Origin of the sequence: Streptosporangium saharense, assembly GCF_014203715.1 — a bacterium.
GTDB classification, from domain to species: Bacteria; Actinomycetota; Actinomycetes; order Streptosporangiales; family Streptosporangiaceae; genus Streptosporangium; species Streptosporangium saharense.
In genome coordinates this window covers 15,934-31,609 of sequence record NZ_JACHJP010000018.1, presented here as the reverse complement: position 1 = coordinate 31,609, position 15,676 = coordinate 15,934, and the positions used below count along the sequence as shown (strand labels likewise).

Annotated in this window: 14 protein-coding genes, 1 tRNA gene and 1 pseudogene; 11 read left to right on the top strand and 5 right to left on the bottom strand. The window is 71.4% G+C overall.

What is annotated here, in order from left to right; all coding sequences use genetic code 11:
- The first annotated feature begins 72 nt into the window (after positions 1-72).
- The 4 genes from FHS44_RS39335 (at position 73) to FHS44_RS40500 (ending at position 5,240) form a co-directional block, all read left to right on the top strand.
- The gene (locus tag FHS44_RS39335; RefSeq protein ID WP_184725572.1) at positions 73-2,343 is read left to right on the top strand and encodes a catalase; all 2,271 of its coding nucleotides are present in this window, start codon (positions 73-75) and stop codon (positions 2,341-2,343) included.
- Positions 2,344-2,413: 70 nt separating this feature from the next.
- Entirely contained in the window at positions 2,414-3,163 is a 750-nt protein-coding gene (locus FHS44_RS39330) for a class I SAM-dependent DNA methyltransferase (protein WP_246436727.1), read from the top strand.
- Positions 3,163-4,155, top strand: coding sequence for an iron-containing redox enzyme family protein (locus FHS44_RS39325; RefSeq protein ID WP_184725569.1), 993 nt, complete (start codon positions 3,163-3,165; stop codon positions 4,153-4,155). The genes FHS44_RS39330 and FHS44_RS39325 overlap by 1 nt, the downstream gene beginning before the upstream one ends.
- Positions 4,152-5,240 carry a glycosyltransferase family 2 protein gene (locus FHS44_RS40500; RefSeq protein WP_312864009.1) on the top strand — a complete coding sequence of 363 codons (1,089 nt, stop codon included), beginning with the start codon at positions 4,152-4,154 and terminating at the stop codon, positions 5,238-5,240. Before FHS44_RS39325 ends, FHS44_RS40500 begins: the two co-directional genes overlap by 4 nt.
- Here FHS44_RS40500 and FHS44_RS41550 read toward each other — a convergent pair.
- Positions 5,204-5,326, bottom strand: a pseudogene (locus tag FHS44_RS41550) (hypothetical protein); the annotation flags it as partial. The gene FHS44_RS40500 and the pseudogene FHS44_RS41550 sit on opposite strands and share 37 nt — an antisense overlap.
- Positions 5,327-5,377: 51 nt before the next feature.
- Between FHS44_RS41550 and FHS44_RS39315 the strand changes: the two are divergent.
- Positions 5,378-5,869, top strand: coding sequence for a metallophosphoesterase family protein (locus FHS44_RS39315; RefSeq protein WP_184725564.1), 492 nt, complete (start codon positions 5,378-5,380; stop codon positions 5,867-5,869).
- 5 nt (positions 5,870-5,874) lie between these two features.
- On the opposite strand, the gene FHS44_RS39310 is transcribed toward FHS44_RS39315, so the two are convergent.
- The gene (locus FHS44_RS39310) at positions 5,875-6,678 is read right to left on the bottom strand and encodes a helix-turn-helix domain-containing protein (RefSeq protein ID WP_312864008.1); all 804 of its coding nucleotides are present in this window, start codon (positions 6,676-6,678) and stop codon (positions 5,875-5,877) included.
- 66 nt (positions 6,679-6,744) lie between these two features.
- Positions 6,745-8,955: an accessory Sec system translocase SecA2 gene (gene secA2 / locus FHS44_RS39305; RefSeq protein ID WP_376771660.1), complete on the bottom strand. Its 2,211-nt coding sequence runs from the start codon at positions 8,953-8,955 to the stop codon at positions 6,745-6,747.
- A gap of 158 nt (positions 8,956-9,113) precedes the next feature.
- On the opposite strand from secA2, the gene FHS44_RS39300 reads away from it, so the two are divergent.
- On the top strand, positions 9,114-9,473 hold the full coding sequence (locus FHS44_RS39300; RefSeq protein ID WP_184725560.1) for a VOC family protein: 360 nt from the start codon (positions 9,114-9,116) through the stop codon (positions 9,471-9,473).
- 187 nt (positions 9,474-9,660) lie between these two features.
- Positions 9,661-10,509 (top strand): DMT family transporter, encoded by an 849-nt coding sequence (locus tag FHS44_RS39295; protein ID WP_246436726.1) that lies wholly within the window; start codon positions 9,661-9,663, stop codon positions 10,507-10,509.
- Here FHS44_RS39295 and FHS44_RS39290 read toward each other — a convergent pair.
- The gene (locus tag FHS44_RS39290) at positions 10,506-11,636 is read right to left on the bottom strand and encodes an FAD-dependent oxidoreductase (protein WP_184725556.1); all 1,131 of its coding nucleotides are present in this window, start codon (positions 11,634-11,636) and stop codon (positions 10,506-10,508) included. The two genes, FHS44_RS39295 and FHS44_RS39290, sit on opposite strands and share 4 nt — an antisense overlap.
- Before the next feature lie 75 nt (positions 11,637-11,711).
- Here FHS44_RS39290 and FHS44_RS39285 point away from each other — a divergent pair, with 75 nt between their 5' ends.
- Complete coding sequence (locus FHS44_RS39285) at positions 11,712-12,296, top strand: TetR/AcrR family transcriptional regulator (protein WP_312864007.1); 585 nt, start codon at positions 11,712-11,714, stop codon at positions 12,294-12,296.
- Positions 12,297-12,299: 3 nt separating this feature from the next.
- Here FHS44_RS39285 and FHS44_RS39280 read toward each other — a convergent pair.
- Positions 12,300-12,373: transfer RNA gene (locus FHS44_RS39280), tRNA-Met, on the bottom strand.
- Between the two features lie 147 nt (positions 12,374-12,520).
- On the opposite strand from FHS44_RS39280, the gene FHS44_RS39275 reads away from it, so the two are divergent.
- The 3 genes from FHS44_RS39275 (at position 12,521) to FHS44_RS39265 (ending at position 15,660) form a co-directional block, all read left to right on the top strand.
- Complete coding sequence (locus FHS44_RS39275) at positions 12,521-13,210, top strand: TetR/AcrR family transcriptional regulator (protein WP_184725554.1); 690 nt, start codon at positions 12,521-12,523, stop codon at positions 13,208-13,210.
- Positions 13,211-13,481: 271 nt separating this feature from the next.
- Complete coding sequence (locus tag FHS44_RS39270) at positions 13,482-14,531, top strand: acyl-CoA dehydrogenase family protein (RefSeq protein WP_184725552.1); 1,050 nt, start codon at positions 13,482-13,484, stop codon at positions 14,529-14,531.
- A 1-nt stretch (position 14,532) separates the two neighbouring features.
- Positions 14,533-15,660: an acyl-CoA dehydrogenase family protein gene (locus tag FHS44_RS39265; protein ID WP_184725550.1), complete on the top strand. Its 1,128-nt coding sequence runs from the start codon at positions 14,533-14,535 to the stop codon at positions 15,658-15,660.
- Positions 15,661-15,676: the final 16 nt, after the last annotated feature.

Sequence of the window (15,676 nt, the reverse complement as noted above, 5' to 3'; positions counted from 1 at the left end):
CGAACGCGGGTATGTCGTACCGCCGCCGGACCGATCCGACGGTCCCGCTGTCAACGGCGCAGGGAGAGAACGATGGAGAAGTCCAACCCGGTCAGGGAAGCGATTGACAAAGTAGTTGACAAACTGTCAGATCATCACGCCGAGATTCCCGGCCGTCCCGGCAGCGAACCGCCGACGGTCGAGGAGCCGACCGAGCCCAGGGGACCGCTCAGGCCCAAGCCCGACCAGCGCGGACCCGACCCGTACAGCCCCACCGGACAGGCGGTGGACGTGACACCCGAGGAGCGGGCCCAGGGCGGCGAGTACCTCACCACGGCCCAGGGGCTGCGCCTGGCCGACACCGACCACTCGCTCAAGGCAGGCCCCCGGGGGCCGGTGCTGCTGCAGGACCACCACCTGCGCGAGAAGGTCATGCACTTCGACCACGAGCGCATCCCCGAGCGCGTCGTGCACGCCCGTGGCGCCGCCGCGCACGGCGTCTTCCAGTCGTACGGCACCGCGGCCTCGGTGACCAGGGCGGCCTTCCTCGCCAAGGGCGCCGAGACGCCGGTCTTCGTGCGCTTCTCCACGGTCCTCGGGTCGCGGGGCTCGGCCGACACGGTGCGTGACACCCGGGGCTTCGCCACGAAGTTCTACACCGCCGAGGGCGTCTTCGACCTGGTGGGCAACAACATCCCGGTGTTCTTCATCCAGGACGCGATCAAGTTCCCCGACGTCATCCACGCGGGCAAGCCGCACCCGGACCGGGAGATCCCCCAGGCGCAGAGCGCGCACGACACGTTCTGGGACTTCGTCTCCCTGCACACCGAGGCCACCCACCACACGCTGTGGAACATGTCCGACCGCGGCATCCCCCGCTCCTACCGGACGATGGAGGGCTTCGGCGTCCACACCTTCCGGCTGGTCGACGCCGAGGGGGCGACGGCGCTGGTGAAGTTCCACTGGAAGCCCAAGGCGGGGGTGCACTCCCTGGTGTGGGAGGAGGCGCAACTGATCGGCGGCGCCGACCCGGACTTCCACCGGCGCGACCTCGCCGACGCGATCGAGGCCGGTGCCCACCCGCAGTGGGAGCTGGGCATCCAGGTCTTCCCCGACACCCCGGAGCAGACGTTCGAGGGCATCGACCTGCTGGACCCGACGAAGATCGTCCCTGAGGAGCTGGCACCGGTCCAGCCGGTCGGTCTGCTCACCCTCAACGCCAACCCGGTGAACTACTTCGCCGAGACCGAGCAGGTCGCCTTCCACGTCGGCCACCTGGTGCCCGGCATCGACGTCACCGACGATCCACTGCTCGCCGGACGGCTGTTCTCCTACCTGGACACGCAGATCACCCGCCTCGGCGGCCCCAACTTCGGGCAGATCCCCATCAACCGCACGCACGCCCCCGTCAACGACATGCTGCGGGACAGCTTCCACCAGGACGCCGTGCACGCGGGGGTCGCGCCGTACAAGCCGAACTCGCTGGACGGCGGCTGCCCGTTCTTCGCGGGGGCGCAGGAGGGCGGGTACGTGGAGACGCCGGTTCAGGTGGCCGCGTCGCGGAAGGTGCGCGAGGCCCCGGCGTCGTTCGCCGACCACTTCAGCCAGCCCCGCCTGTTCTGGCTGAGCCTGAGCCCGGTCGAGCGCGAGCACGTCATCGCCGCCTACACCTTCGAGCTCGGCAAGGTCTACGAGCAGGCCATCAAGGAGCGCAACCTGCGCGTCCTGGCCGAGATCGACCCCTACCTGTGCGAGCAGGTGGCGCAGGGCCTCGGCCTGCCGGTTCCGAAGCCGGTCAACTCCCTGCCGTCCGTCAACCCGAGCCCGGCCCTGTCCCAGGTGGGCAAGTCCTGGCCGACCACTGGCCGGGTCATCGGCATCGTCGCCGACGGCGCGGGGGATCTGGCGGCGGTCGAGGCCGTCCGTCAGGCGGTCCTCGGCGGCGGCATGGTGCCGCTGGTCATCGCCCCGACCGGTGGGACGCTCGGCTCGGGCGATGACGCCGTCACGGTGCAGCGCACGTTCACCACCGCCAGGTCCGTCGAGTTCGACGCCCTGCTGCTCGCGGGCACCCCCGAGCCGGGCAGGGACGCCAACGGGGCCAGGGACGCCAAGGCAGGAAACGCCACGGCGGCGCGCACCGACCCCCGGGTGCTGCTCATGCTCGGTGAGGCCTTCCGCCACGCCAAGCCGATCGGCGGCTGGGCGGACGCCACGCAGGCGCTCACCGCCGCCGGGATCGACCCCTCGGCACCCGGCGTTGTCGTCGGGGACAACGGAGAGGCGGTGCTTGAGGAGGTCGTCCGACTGCTGGGCAGGCACCGGGTCTGGGAACGCTTCCCCGCCCCGGTCGAACCCGTCTGACCAGGCTGTTTTCGCAGGTCACTATGGGGGGAGCCTCTAGGGCGAGGGAACGGGGGCTCCCATGGCGCAGATGTTCGACCCATCCGCATACGGCCGTGCCATCGCCGACGTCTACGACGACGTCTACGGCACGACCATCCCGGAGACCAGCACCGACGCCGCGGTGGACCGGCTTGAGGAACTCGCCGAAGGCGGGCCGGTCCTGGAGTTCGGCATCGGCACCGGACGGCTGGCGCTGCCGCTCGTGGCGCGGGGGCTGGTCGTCGCGGGCGTCGAGGGCTCCGCGGAGATGACGCGGCGGCTGCGCGCCAAGCCGGGCGGGGACCGCGTCCCGGTGACGCCGGGGGACTTCGCGACGACCCGGGTCGAGGGCGAGTTCGGCCTGGTCGTCCTGGCGATCAACACGATCTTCGCGTTGCCGTCCCAGGACGCCCAGGTCGCCTGCTTCCGCAACGCCGCCGCCCACCTGCGTCCCGGGGGCCGCTTCGTGGTCGAGGCGTGGGTCCCCGACCCCGGCGCGTTCAGGGACGGTACGGCGCTGCGCCTGCTGACGCTGAGCGAGGAGAGGGTGCTGGTCGAGGCGGCACGGCTGTCGGCCGCGGAGCAGATGATGTACACGACGAAGGTCAACCTGACCTCCGACGGGCTGCGGCTGCTGCCCGCCAACCATCGCTACGCCTGGCCCGCCGAACTCGACCTGATGGGACGGCTGGCGGGCATGGAACGCGAGCACCGCTGGGCCGACTGGAACGGCTCGCCGTACACCGACGACAGCCGCTCGCACGTGTCGGTCTACCGCTCGCCCTCCGGGAGGCCGTGATGCGCCTGCCCACGCCGCGAGGTCCCGTCACCGCCGCGATCTTCGAACGGCTCACCCGCCCGCCCCACGCGTTCGACCCGCCGTCCCTCGGCGTCGAGGACGACGAGGACCTCCAGCTCGCGCTCTTCGTCTGCTACGAGGTGCACTACCAGGGGTTCGAGGAGGTCGACGACGCCTGGGAGTGGGAGCCGTCGCTGCTTGAGGTCAGGCGGACGCTGGAACGGTGGTTCGAGGAGGGGCTCGCGCGTGCCGTACCCCCTCAGAAAAATGTGGAGCCCGAGCGGCTCTGCCGCGCGCTGACCGAGCTGGTCGCCGCCACCGAGGGACCCCCGCTCGCCGCGTTCCTGGAGAGGAGGGCCGACCCCGAGCAGTTCAGGGAGTTCGTCGTCCACCGCTCGATCTACCACCTGAAGGAGGCCGACCCGCACACCTGGGCCGTGCCCCGGCTGCGTGGCCGCGCCAAGGCGGCCCTGGTGGAGATCCAGGCCGACGAGTACGGCGGAGGCCGCAGGGAGCGGATGCACTCGGAGCTGTTCCGGGCCACCATGCGTGGACTGGGCCTGGACGACTCCTACGGCGCCTACCTCGACCGGGTCCCGGCGGTCACCCTGGCGACCGTCAACCTCATGTCCCTGTTCGGCCTGCACCGCAGGCGCAGGGGAGCCCTGCTCGGGCACCTGGCGGTCCTTGAGACGACCTCCTCGCTGCCCAACCTCAAATACGGCCGTGGCCTGCGGAGACTGGGCGGCGACGCCACGGCCTGCCGCTTCTACGACGAGCACGTGCTGGCCGACGCCGTACACGAGCAGATCGCCGTGCACGACATGTGCGGTGGGCTCGCCGCCGCCGAGCCCGCCCTGACCGGCGACATCCTGTACGGCGCCGCCTGCGCCCTCGCCCTCGACGCCCTCTTCGCCGGGTATGTCCTGGACCGCTGGACCGGGGGGAGCACGTCGCTGCGCGAGCCGAGCCTGGTGGCGGGTGGGCCGTGACGGAGCTGGACTACGTGCTGCCGCTGCGCTGGGAGGACGACTCGGGCCTCGAAGAGCTGACCGGCTACCTGCGGTGGCTGGGCCGCGAGGTCCGCGTCGTCGTCGTGGACGGCTCCCCGCCCGCGCTCTTCGACCGGCACGCCGCTCTCTGGGACGGCCACGTCCTGCACGTGCGTCCCGACGCCGACCTGCGCTTCGCCAACGGCAAGGTCAACGGGGTGGCCACCGGGATGCGCCTGGCCCGCGCCGAGCACGTGGTCATCGCCGACGACGACGTCCGCTACGGCGCGGCCGAGCTGGCCAGGATGGACGCGCTGCTGGAGACGGCCGACCTGGTCAGGCCGCAGAACTACTTCGACCCGCTGCCCTGGCACGCCCGCTGGGACACCGCCCGCGTGCTGCTCAACCGTGGCCTCGGCGCCGACTACCCGGGCACGTTCGGGGTGCGCCGGTCGGTCTTCCGGGAGATGGGCGGCTACGACGGGGACGTGCTGTTCGAGAACCTGGAACTCATCCGCACGGTCCGCGCCCACGGTGGCCGCGAGCACCGCGCGCACGACCTCTACGTCCGCCGCCTGCCGCCCGCCGTCGGGCGCTTCTGGTCCCAGCGCGTACGGCAGGCCTACGACGACCTGGCGCAGCCGCCCCGGATGCTGTTCTTCCTGGCCGTGCTGCCGACGCTGGTCACCGGCCTGCTACGGCGTCGGCACGGGACGGTGCTGGCCGGTGCCGCCGCCTGCGTGGCGGTGGCGGAGGCCGGGCGCCGCAGGGCGGGGGGACGCCGGGTCTTCCCCCGCACGGCCTCGCTGTTCGCCCCGGTGTGGGTGCTGGAGCGGGCCGTGTGCAGCTGGCCCGCGCTGGCGGCGCGGTTGTTCGGGGGCGGGATCCCCTACGCGGGGCACCGGATGCTGACCGCCGCGCATCCGGTCCGCGAGCTGGTGGAACGCGCTCAGAGGTCGGGCTCGCTCGGGGCCCGGAACCCGGTGATCTTGTGCGAGCCATCGCAGAACGGCTTGGCCGAGGACCGCCCGCAGCGGCACAGCGCGACCGTCGCCCGCCCCGGGTCGATGACCTCCCCGTCCTGAGTCGTCAGCGTGAACTCCCCCCTGAGCAACAATGGCCCGTCCTCATATGGGGTGATTGTGGAGCGATAGTCCGGTTTGTGGCTCATGATGGGGTTGTGCCCGGCGAGGTGGAGGGAAAACGCGGGAAGGATGGGGGCATGAAGGTGGTCGTTCTCTCCGACACGCACGCGCCCCGGCGCTGGAAGTCCTGTCCGCCCCGGGTGGCGGAGCACTTGCGCGGCGCGGACGCGATCCTGCACGCGGGCGACGTCTGCGTCCCCGGCGTCCTGGACGAACTGGCCGCCTACGCCCCGGTCCACGTGGTCAAGGGCAACAACGACGGACCGGACATACGGGCGCCGGAGACGCTCGAACTCGACCTCGGCGGGCTGCGGGTCGCGATGATCCACGACAGCGGCACCGCCAGGGGACGGCTCGCCAGGATGCGCCGCCGCTTCCCCACGGCCGACCTCGTCGTCTTCGGGCACTCCCACATCCCTCTCGACGAAAGCGACGAGAGCGACGGCGGCTTCCGCGTCTTCAACCCCGGCTCGCCGACCGACCGCCGCCGTCAGCCCCACGGCACCCTGGGAATCCTGCGGATCGAGGACGGCCACCTCGTCGAGGCCGAGATCGTCCCCGTCACCTGAGGGTCTCAGTCGGGGTGGTGCTGGTGCTGCAGGTAGGCGGCCGTCTCCGGGTTAGCGGGGAAGTAGGCCTCGATGGCCAGCTCGGCGACCGTGATGTCCAGCGGGGTGCCGAAGGTCGCCATGGTGCTGAAGAAGGCGAGTTCGCGATACCCCCTGCGGATTCTCAGCGGGATCACGATGTCGCCGGGGCCTGGCCGGTCGATCTCGGGCACCGGCTGGTCGCACGGGTAGTCGTCGAGCTCCCGCCAGAGCGCGCTCAGCTCCGGGTCGGCGGTGAGACTGATCTGACGGCGCAGCCGGTGCAGCAGGTGGGCCCGCCACTCGCCCAGGTTGATGATCCGCTGGGACATCCCCCTGGGGTGCAGGCTCAGCCGCAGCACGTTGACCGGGGGGACGAGCAGTTCGGGGGCCACCCCGCGCAGCAGCAGCCCCGTCGCGGCGTTGCGGTCGATCACGTTCCAGCGCTGGTCGACCACCACGGCGGGGTACGGCTCGTGCCCGCTCAGCACCTGGCCGAGCGCCTCGCGCACCGCGGCCATCTCCGGCGAGCCGAGCGGCGTCTCCGAGTAGACCGGCGCGAACCCCCCGGACAGCAGCAGGTGGTTGCGCTCACGCAGCGGCAGGTCCAGCTCCTCGGCCAGCCGCAGGATCATCTCCCTGCTCGGATTCGAGCGGCCGGTCTCCACGAAGCTCAGGTGCCTTGTGGAGATCTCGGCCTGCAGGGCGAGGTCCATCTGGCTCATCCGCCGTCGTTCCCGCCACTGGCGCAACAGTTCACCGACGGGGCGGGACACGCTGGTGGTGGTCACAATTAACACGATATCGGGGGCAAGTTGGCAAAACCATTACCGGCCGCCCGGCGGGGGAATGGCGTGTCAGCGGCGGCGGACCTTGGTGACCAGGCGGTTGAGGATGCGCTCCCACTCGGTGCCGAAGGGGTTCTCCTGGACGAGGTAGGTCCAGGTCGCGGTCGGCCGTTTGATGCCCGCCTCGTCGTGGTCGAGGCCGTCCTCGGTGATCGTGGCCGCCTCGAACGTCTCGATCGAACGCGACTCGATCTCGGCGAGCATCCGCTCGTAGGCGGGCTTGGCCTCCTTGTTGAACTCGTCGATCGGGCTCAGGCGGCCGAGCGCGCGCAGATGGATGCCCTCGCGCAGCTCGGCGAGGTAGGCGAGGTGGTCGGCCCACGACCGGTCGAGGTGGTAGAGCACGATCTGCCTGGCGGCCTCGTTCAGCACCTCCTCCCCGACCGCTTCCTCAAGGGAGGACCAGCGCTCGGGAACCGCCGAGGCCAGCGCCTGGCCCGCCGAGTTTCCGCGCAGGACCTTGTCACGGAGGTCGAGCACGGTGCCCCGGTGCTGTTCGAGCAGGCGGGTGTAGCGCCAGGTGTTGCGGTGGATCTCCATGTCCACGCCCTCGGCGACCCGCTGGGCGTGCCCGACGAGACCGTGGTCGGGCACGCCCCTGGCGTACTCGTCGGCCACGTAGTGGGCGATCAGGTCGTCCTCGCCGCTGACGAAGAAGACCGAACCGCCGGGGTCGCCCTGACGCCCGGCCCGGCCACGGAGCTGGTCGTCCAGACGGCTGCTGGTGTGCCGTCCGGAACCGATGACGTACAGCCCGCCGAGCTCCTCGACGCCCTCGCCGAGCCGGATGTCGGTGCCGCGACCCGCCATCTGGGTGGAGACCGTGATCGCGTCCCGCTCACCGGCCTTCGAGATGATCGAGGCCTCCTCGGCGTCGTTCTTCGCGTTGAGGACCACGCACTCCAGGCCCCGGCCGCTGAGGGTCAGCGAGAGACGCTCGGACTCGGCGACGTCCAGGGTGCCGATCAGGATCGGCCGCCCGGTCGCGTGCACCTCGACGATCTCCTCGACCAGGGCGCGGTCCTTGTCCATCCGGTACTCGAAGAGCCGGTCGGGGGCGTCGATCCGCACGCAGGGCCGGTTGGGCGGCACCACGGCGACCTTGAGGTCGTAGAACTCGCGGAGCTGGTCGCCGACCGCGACCGCGGTGCCGGTCATGCCGCACCGCTGCGGATAGCGGGTGATCAGACCCTGCACGGTGATCGAGTCGAGGATCTCGCCGGTCGCCGAGGGCGGCAGCGCCTCCTTGGCCTCCACCGCCGCCTGCAGGCCGTCCGGCCAGCGCTGCAGCAGCGCGACCCGGCCCCTGGACGGGTTGATCAGGTGCACCTTGCCGTCGCGGACGATGTAGTCCACGTCCTTGGTCAGCAGGGCGTGCGCGTGCAGGGCGAGGTTGACCTCGGTCAGCGTGCCCGGGGTGTCGTAGAGGTCGATGCCGAGCGCCTGCTCGACGGTGTCGATGCCCTTGCTCGTCAGGTGCACGTTGCGCGCCTGGTCGTCCAGCTCGTAGTGGTAGCCCCTGACGAGCTGGCGGACCAGCACGGCCATCTCGGGGACCGCGTTGCCCGGGTCGGTGGCCCCGGCGAGCACCAGCGGAATCCTGGCCTCGTCCACGAGCACCGAGTCGGCCTCGTCCACCAGCGCGACCTCGGGGGCGGGCATGACCAGGTCGGCGGCGTCCACCCGGGTGCGGTCGCGCAGCACGTCGAAGCCGATCTCGCTGACCGGGCCGTAGGTCACGTCCTTGGCGTAGGCGGCCTTGCGCTCCTCGTGGGTCGAGGTCTGGCCGATCCAGCCGACCGAGACGCCGAGCGCCTCGTACAGCGGGCCCATCCACTCGGCGTCGCGCTGCGCCAGGTAGTCGTTGACCGAGATCACGTGGACGCGCTTGCCCTGCAGGGCGTATCCGGCCGCGGCCATCGCCCCGGACAGGGTCTTGCCCTCGCCGGTGGCCATCTCGGCGACGTTGCCGGAGAGCAGGGCGAGCATGCCGACGAGCTGCACGTCGTACGGCCGCAGCCCCAGGGTGCGCCGGGCGGCCTCCCGCACGACGGCGCAGAACTCGGGCAGGTCCTCCACCGAGGGCCTGGGCAGCTCGTCGAGCTCGCGGAGCCGTTCCTCCCTGGCACCCGCGGCGGCGACGGTCCGCTCGAAGGGGGCCAGGTCGATCGACCCGGGACGCTCAAGGAACCGCCTGATGCGCTGAGTTATCGAGGCCACGTCTCCTCCAACGCCCGTTTCCGGGCTCACGTTCCCAACGAGCCTCACCGTACCGACCGGACGGATCATCGTGTAGCCCGAGGGCGGAACGGCGCGTTCGGGAAAGGATTTCGCAATCCTGACATGAGCTGACAGGTATGGACGTGACGATGGTGGCCATGACGACGATCGCTCAGTTTCTCGCCGTGAACATCGACTGCGCCGAGCCCAGGAAGCTGGCGGAGTTCTACGCGGCGGTCTTCGGTTACGAGGTCCAGTACGCCGACGACGCCTACGCCGCAGTCGGCGACGGCACGATGACCATCTACTTCCAGCGCAACCCCGACCGCGAGGCCGCCGCCTGGCCCGGCCCCGGCAAGCAGTTCCACCTGGACGTACGGGTTCCCGACGTGGAGCAGGCGGTCAAGGACTACCTGGAGCTCGGGGCCACCAGGCCGGACTTCCAGCCGGGAGGGCACTGGGTGGTCCTGGCCGACCCGGAGGGCCACCTGTTCTGCGTCTGCCCGCCCCAGCAGTAGGCGGGGCCGTACCGAAAAACAGCGAAAAAGTGGGCTGGAGCGGCTTTTTGTGGCAAAAATCGCTCTTGTCGCCTGAGAGAGGACTCTTACCCGCTCTTGAAGAGCTTTAAGCTTGCGGGATGACCCGAGAATCGCTTCTTTACTCATGTCTGGTCGCTTCCGGTGGGTGGCGATGACCTGGGTCGGTATGTCGATCGCTCTGATCGGCGCACTCGGCTACGCCCTCGGGGCGGCCCTCCAGCAGTTCGAGGCGGTCTCCGAGGGCGCCTCGCTCAGATTGATGAGACGGCCCCGCTGGTGGCTCGGCGGGGTGATCGGCTTCACCGGTGCCTGCCTGCACGCGGTCGCGCTGAGCCTCGCGCCGCTGGTCGTGGTGCAGCCGATCAGCGTGGCGACGCTGGTGTTCGCGGTGCCGCTGGCCGCGGTGCTGCACGGCAGACGCCCGCGCAGACAGGAGGTCCTCGGGTCGATCGCGGTGGCCGTCGGACTGCTCGGCCTGATGATGCTCGTCCCCGCGCACGCCGGGACCCCTCACATGTCCAACGGCCAGGCGTTCGGCTTCCTCGCCTGCGTCGGGCTGATCGTGCTGGTCACCCACCTGGCCGCGCGCAGGGCGACCGGTTCGACGAAGGCGCTGCTGCTCTCGGTCGGGGCGGGGGCGGTGACCGCCAGCGTCTCGACCTTCGTGCGGGTGGTCGGCGGCGGTCTCGAAGGAGACCTGAGCAGGCTGCTGACCTGGTTCACCGTGGCGATCCCGGTGCTGCTCGTCTGCGCGGTCGTGCTGCTGCAGAAGTCCTACGAGGTGGGGTGCTTCGGCATCGCCTACGCCGGGGTCCAGGTGGTCGACCCGATCACCTCGATCATCGCGGGGGCCGTCCTGCTGAAGGAACCCATGCCGACCGGGGCGGCCAACGTGGTGCCCGCGCTGCTGGCCGCCGCGGTGCTGATCTGGGGGACCGTCACGCTGGGACGGCTCTCACCCGAACACGGCGGCAGCCGTACGGCGGCGCGCGAGCCCGCGGCCGTCTCTTCCTAACCCTGCGGGGGACGCCAGGCGAGGACGTCGTCCATCGCGGCCGTCGCCCGGCCGGGGGCGAACCGCCAGGCGAGTGACACCGCCGTGTCGCGCAGCCGTACGGCGAGCGGCGCCCGCAGCCGGGTGGCCCGGCAGAGTGAGGCGGACCTCGCGGTGATCCGCGCGGTCCGCGCCAGCCGGGCCGAGGTGTAGTCGGCGAGATCCCCGCTCGTGTCCGCGACGTGGGCGAGCACCACGGCGTCCTCGATCGCCTGGCAGGCGCCCTGGCCCAGGTTGGGCGTCATCGGGTGGGCGGCGTCGCCGAGCAGCGCGATCCTGCCCCGGTGCATCGCGGGCAGCGGAGCCGTCAGGTGGTGGACGTCGTTCCTGAGCACGTCCCCGGGCGCTGCGGCGGCGAGCAGCTCGGGGATGGGGGAGTGCCACCGGCCGAACAGGCGCAGCAGCTCGGCGCGCTGGTCACCGCCGCCCCCACCTGCGGGAACGGTGTCGGTGGCGTAGCAGTAGGTCAGGCCGCCCGCCAGCGGCATGATCCCGAAGACCCTGCCCGCGCCCCAGGTCTCCGAGGCGGGGCCGGTCTCGACGCCGGACACCAGCACCCGCCAGGCCGTGACCCCGGCGTAGCGCGGCGCCGGATGACCGGGGAACAGCGCGGCCCTGACGGGGGAGGAGACGCCGTCCGCGGCGACGACCAGGTCCGCGCGCAGGGTCTCCGCCTCGGTGCGCACCTCGCCTTCGGGGGTGGCCGCCACAACCGTGGTGCCGAGCCGTACGGTGCCGGGCTTGAGGGCCGTGTGCAGCGCCTCGACGAGTTCGGCGCGGCGCAGCAGGACCACCGAGTCGCCGTCGTAGCGCGCCGAGGTCGCCTCCTCGGTCGTGCGGACCAGCCAGCGCCCGTCGGGCCGCCGCAGGCCCAGCTCGCCCCTGACCGCCGACAGGGCGCGGACCGGGTCGCCGACGCCGATCGTGTCCAGCGCCCGCAGGGCGTTCGCCGCGACGGCCAGCCCCGAGCCGACCGGTTCGAGGGCGGGGGCCCGTTCGAGAACCGTCACGTCCCAGCCCCGCCGCTGGAGCGCCGCCGCCGCCGTCAGGCCGCCGATTCCCGCCCCGATCACCACCGCGTGTGCCACATCGCACCCCTTCACTACAGATGTAGTTGGAGGCTACTCCTCCTCCCGGGTCAACTACAACCGTAGTATTGGACCGTGAAGTCCCAACGTGCCGAGCTGATCGCGGACACCGCCATCGCCCTGCTGGCCGAGCGCGGGATGCGCGGCCTGACCCACCGGGCCGTCGACGAGGAGGCGGGGCTGCCCGCCGGTTCGACCTCCAACCTCGCCCGCACCCGCCGCGCGCTGCTCGAACTGACCCTGGAACGGCTCACCGAGCTTGAGGTCCAGACCTTCGCCGCCCTCCTCGACGACACCGTGGGGCCGCCCTCGCCGGAGGCGCTCGTCGAGCTGGCCGCCAGGACGCTGTGGGAGCAGCTCACCGTCGGCCGCCACAGGACGCTCGCCCGCTACGAGCTGGCCCTTGAGGCCACCCGCCGCCCCGAGCTGCGCGAGGTCTACGACCAGGCGGGCAGCCGCTTCCGCGCCCCCGCCGTCGCGATCCTCACCGCCGCCGGTTCCCCCGATCCGGTACGGCACGGCCGCCAGGTCGTCGCCTTCGGGGAGGGCGTGATGTTCGACACCATCGCGGGCTCCGGGGACGAGCCGACCCTCGACGACCTACGGCTCGGCCTCGCCGAACTGCTGCGCGGAATGGTGGGCGGTAAGGGGGGCGTGTAAAGGTACCCGCACCAGGACTCGAACCTGGGACCTCCGCGTTATGAGTGCGGCGCTCTCACCGGCTGAGCCATGCGGGCCCGCGTTGCCGTAGTGGGATCTCACCCCGCTTCTCGGCGGCTCACTCCGGGCGTAGACTGAATGATATTCAGGGATTCCGCGTATGCTGGTCGGTCGTCAGTGACCGCCGCCGATCCGGATCGGAGAACTACGTGGTAAAGGCCGGAGTGAGGTCGAGGAAGCAGGGGGAGCCGCCTCAGCCGCCCGGGGAGGCGGAGCCGACCGTCGATCTCGACGACCCCAGGTTGCAGACCCCGGCCGCCAGGGGGCTGATGAGCGCGGCCCGCGACCTGTTCGTCAAGCAGGGCTTCTCCGCGACGAGCGTCAGCGACATCACCGAACGAGCGGGCATGAGCGTCGGCTCGCTCTACTACCACTACGGCAGCAAGACCAACGTCTACCTGGCCATCTGGCTGCAGTACCAGCGCAGCCAGGAGGTCCGGGCGCGCGAGGCGGTCGCCGCGGTGCGCGCCGCCGGGGTCACCGACGGCCTGCGCCTGTACCTGTCGGGCACGCGCGCCTACCTGCTCGGCGCCTGGGAGCACCGCGACGTGGTACGGCTGGTCGCCGACGGGGACACGCCCCCGGGGTTCGGGCTGCGGATGCGCAGGATCAACCAGGAGTGGCTGCGCCGCAACGGCGCCCTGCTGAGCGGGAACACCGACCTGTTCGCCGACGACGACTCGCTGGGGGCGCGGGCGCTGGTCGCGATCGTCACCGACGCCATGAGCGGGATCTGCCGCGAGGTGGCCGCGTGCGCGACCCGCGAGGAGGCCGAGGAGCTGGTGACCAGGGCGATCGAGGTCTTCGCGCGGCTCGCCGACGTCCAGCTTGAGGGGAGCGCCCCGCGGGGGTGACAGCGGTCTGAACGTCATTCACCGTCGGCACCGGTTGCCGGCGGTGATTTTTTTGTCCCTTTCTCCAAAGGGGCCCGAAGGGGTCTCCGGGACAAAACCCCAGGTGGAGAACGTTCCCCCGGCTGGAAGGCCCGGTTTTCGGTTTGTTGCGCGAAGGTAACGGCCGGGTTTCCATTGACGCCCTCTGAAGCCGCATGTTAGACCTCATCTGAACGTCATTCAGTGGTCGTCCGACCCTGGAGGGTTCGCGAGGAGGCACAGGAGGTGCGGCGTGCGCGCTCTGCTCAGTGACGAGCAACGGATGCTCAAGGAGGTGGCCGGACAGATCGCCGGGACGTCGGGCCCGGTGAACCCCGGCGACCTGGCCACCCTCGACCGGAGCGCGGCCTGGCGGGCACTGGCGCAGGCGGGCCTGCTGGCGCTGCGGGCGCGTGACGAGGACGGCACACCGGTCGGCTCCGGCGTCGAGGTGGCCATGGTCGCCGAGGCCACGGGCGCGGGGCTGGTCCCGGTGCCCTACCTGGGCTCGGCGGTCATGGCCATGGAACTGCTCGCCCTGGCCGGGGCCGAGGAGGAGGCCGGGGAACTGGCCGACGGCGTGGCCAGGGCCGGGGTGCTGCTCGACGGGAACCTCGAAGGGCTCGCCCACCTGCCGGGGGACGGGCCGTGGTACGGCTGGGACATCGACGGCGCCGACCACGCGCTCGCCCTCCTGGACACCGTGGACGGCACGCGGGTGGTGCGGGTCCCGCTGGGCACCGGCTTCGCCGGGGCGGACGGCGCCGACCTCACCCGCGTCCTGGCCCGCCGCGACGCCCCGATCGACCCGGCCACGCTCCAGACGGTCGGCGACCCCCTGACAGCCGAGGACCTGACCCGCTGGGAAGCGCTCGCGCTGGCCGCGGTCTGCGCCGACACGGTCGGCGTCATGCGCTCGGCGGTGACGAAGGCCGTCGACTACGCCAAGGAACGCGTGCAGTACGGCGTGCCCATCGGCTCCTTCCAGGCGGTCCAGCACATGTGCGCCGAGGCGTACGTGAGCACGGAGGCCGCGGCCAGCGCCACCAACTACGCCGCCTGGGCCGTGGACGCGCTCGACCCCGAGGAGGCGCTGCTGGCCGCCAGGACCGCCAAGGCCCACTGCGCCGGGGTCGCCCGCGAGGTGACCGAGACCGTCATGCAGGTCTTCGGCGGCATCGGCCAGACCTACGAGCACATCGCGCACGTGCACACCCGCCGTGCCCTGACCAACCGCCAGGTCCTCGGCGACGAGGGCGCCCAACTGCTGCGCATCGCCGACGTCCGGCTGACGGGAGAGTGACATGGACTACCGGGACACCCCCGAGGAGGCGGCCTTCCGCGCGACCCTGCGCGGGTGGCTGACCGAGAACATCCCCGCGGGCTGGGACAAGGTCGAGGACCCCGAGGCCGCGGCACGGCTGCGCCGCTCCTGGCACCGCACGCTCTACCAGGCCGGATACGTCGGCATGAGCTGGCCCGTCGAGTACGGCGGGCGCGGGCTGAGCGCCACCTACGACGCGATCCTCAACGAGGAGGCGGGCAACCTGAACGCGCCCCCGCTGCCCTCGGTCGGCTACCTGGGACGGGCCATCTTCACCTACGGCTCCGAGGAGCAGAAGCAGCAGTTCCTGCCCAGCCTGCTCTCCGGCGAGGTGCAGTGGTGCCAGGGCTTCAGTGAGCCCGAGGCCGGTTCCGACCTCGCCTCGCTGCGCACCACGGCCAAGCTGGACGGCGACCACTACGTGGTCAACGGCCAGAAGATGTGGACCAGCGGCGGCCAGTACGCCGACTGGTGCATGCTGCTGGCCCGCACCGACCCCGAGGTCCCCAAGCACAAAGGCATCTCGTGCTTCCTGGTCTCCATGAGCGAGCCCGGGGTCACCGTACGGCCCATCGTGATCGCCAGCGGCGAGGCCGAGACCTGCGAGGTCTTCTGGGACGAGGTGCGCGTCCCCGTCGCCCAGCGGCTCGGCGAGCCCGGCGAGGGCTGGCGGATCGCGATGACCACGGTCGCCTACGAGCGCGGTCCCGCCGACATCGGCTTCATCGCCACCTACCGCCGCACCCTGGCCAAAGTGGAGCGGATGGCCGCGGAACGCGGTCTGCTCGACCGGCCGGAGACGCGCAAGCAGTTGGCCCGCGCCTACGTGCGCGGCGAGGTGCTGCGGCTGAACTGCGTCGAGCAACTGGCCGCGCGGGTCTCCGGGCAGCAGCCCGGCCCCGAGGGGTCGGTCGCCAAGCTGCTGTGGGCCGACGCCGAGCAGTCACTTCAGCACCTGGCCATGGACATCCTCGGCGCCGACGAGCTGACCGGCGTCGAGAGCGGCTGGCTCAGCTCCTACTTCACCTCCCGCCCGGTCAGTGTGTACGGCGGCTCCGCGCAGATCCAGAAGAACATCATCGCCAGGATGCTCGGCCTGCCCCGCTGAGCCCGAGGAACGTTCC

Excerpts from the sequence above, each read along its gene's own strand:
- FHS44_RS39335 (WP_184725572.1), top strand. The coding sequence starts at position 73 with ATGGAGAAGTCCAACCCGGTCAGGGAAGCGATTGACAAAGTAGTTGAC.
- FHS44_RS39330 (WP_246436727.1), top strand. The coding sequence starts at position 2,414 with ATGTTCGACCCATCCGCATACGGCCGTGCCATCGCCGACGTCTACGAC.
- FHS44_RS39325 (WP_184725569.1), top strand. The coding sequence starts at position 3,163 with ATGCGCCTGCCCACGCCGCGAGGTCCCGTCACCGCCGCGATCTTCGAA.
- FHS44_RS39315 (WP_184725564.1), top strand. The coding sequence starts at position 5,378 with ATGAAGGTGGTCGTTCTCTCCGACACGCACGCGCCCCGGCGCTGGAAG.
- FHS44_RS39300 (WP_184725560.1), top strand. The coding sequence starts at position 9,114 with ATGACGACGATCGCTCAGTTTCTCGCCGTGAACATCGACTGCGCCGAG.
- FHS44_RS39295 (WP_246436726.1), top strand. The coding sequence starts at position 9,661 with ATGTCGATCGCTCTGATCGGCGCACTCGGCTACGCCCTCGGGGCGGCC.
- FHS44_RS39265 (WP_184725550.1), top strand. The coding sequence starts at position 14,533 with ATGGACTACCGGGACACCCCCGAGGAGGCGGCCTTCCGCGCGACCCTG.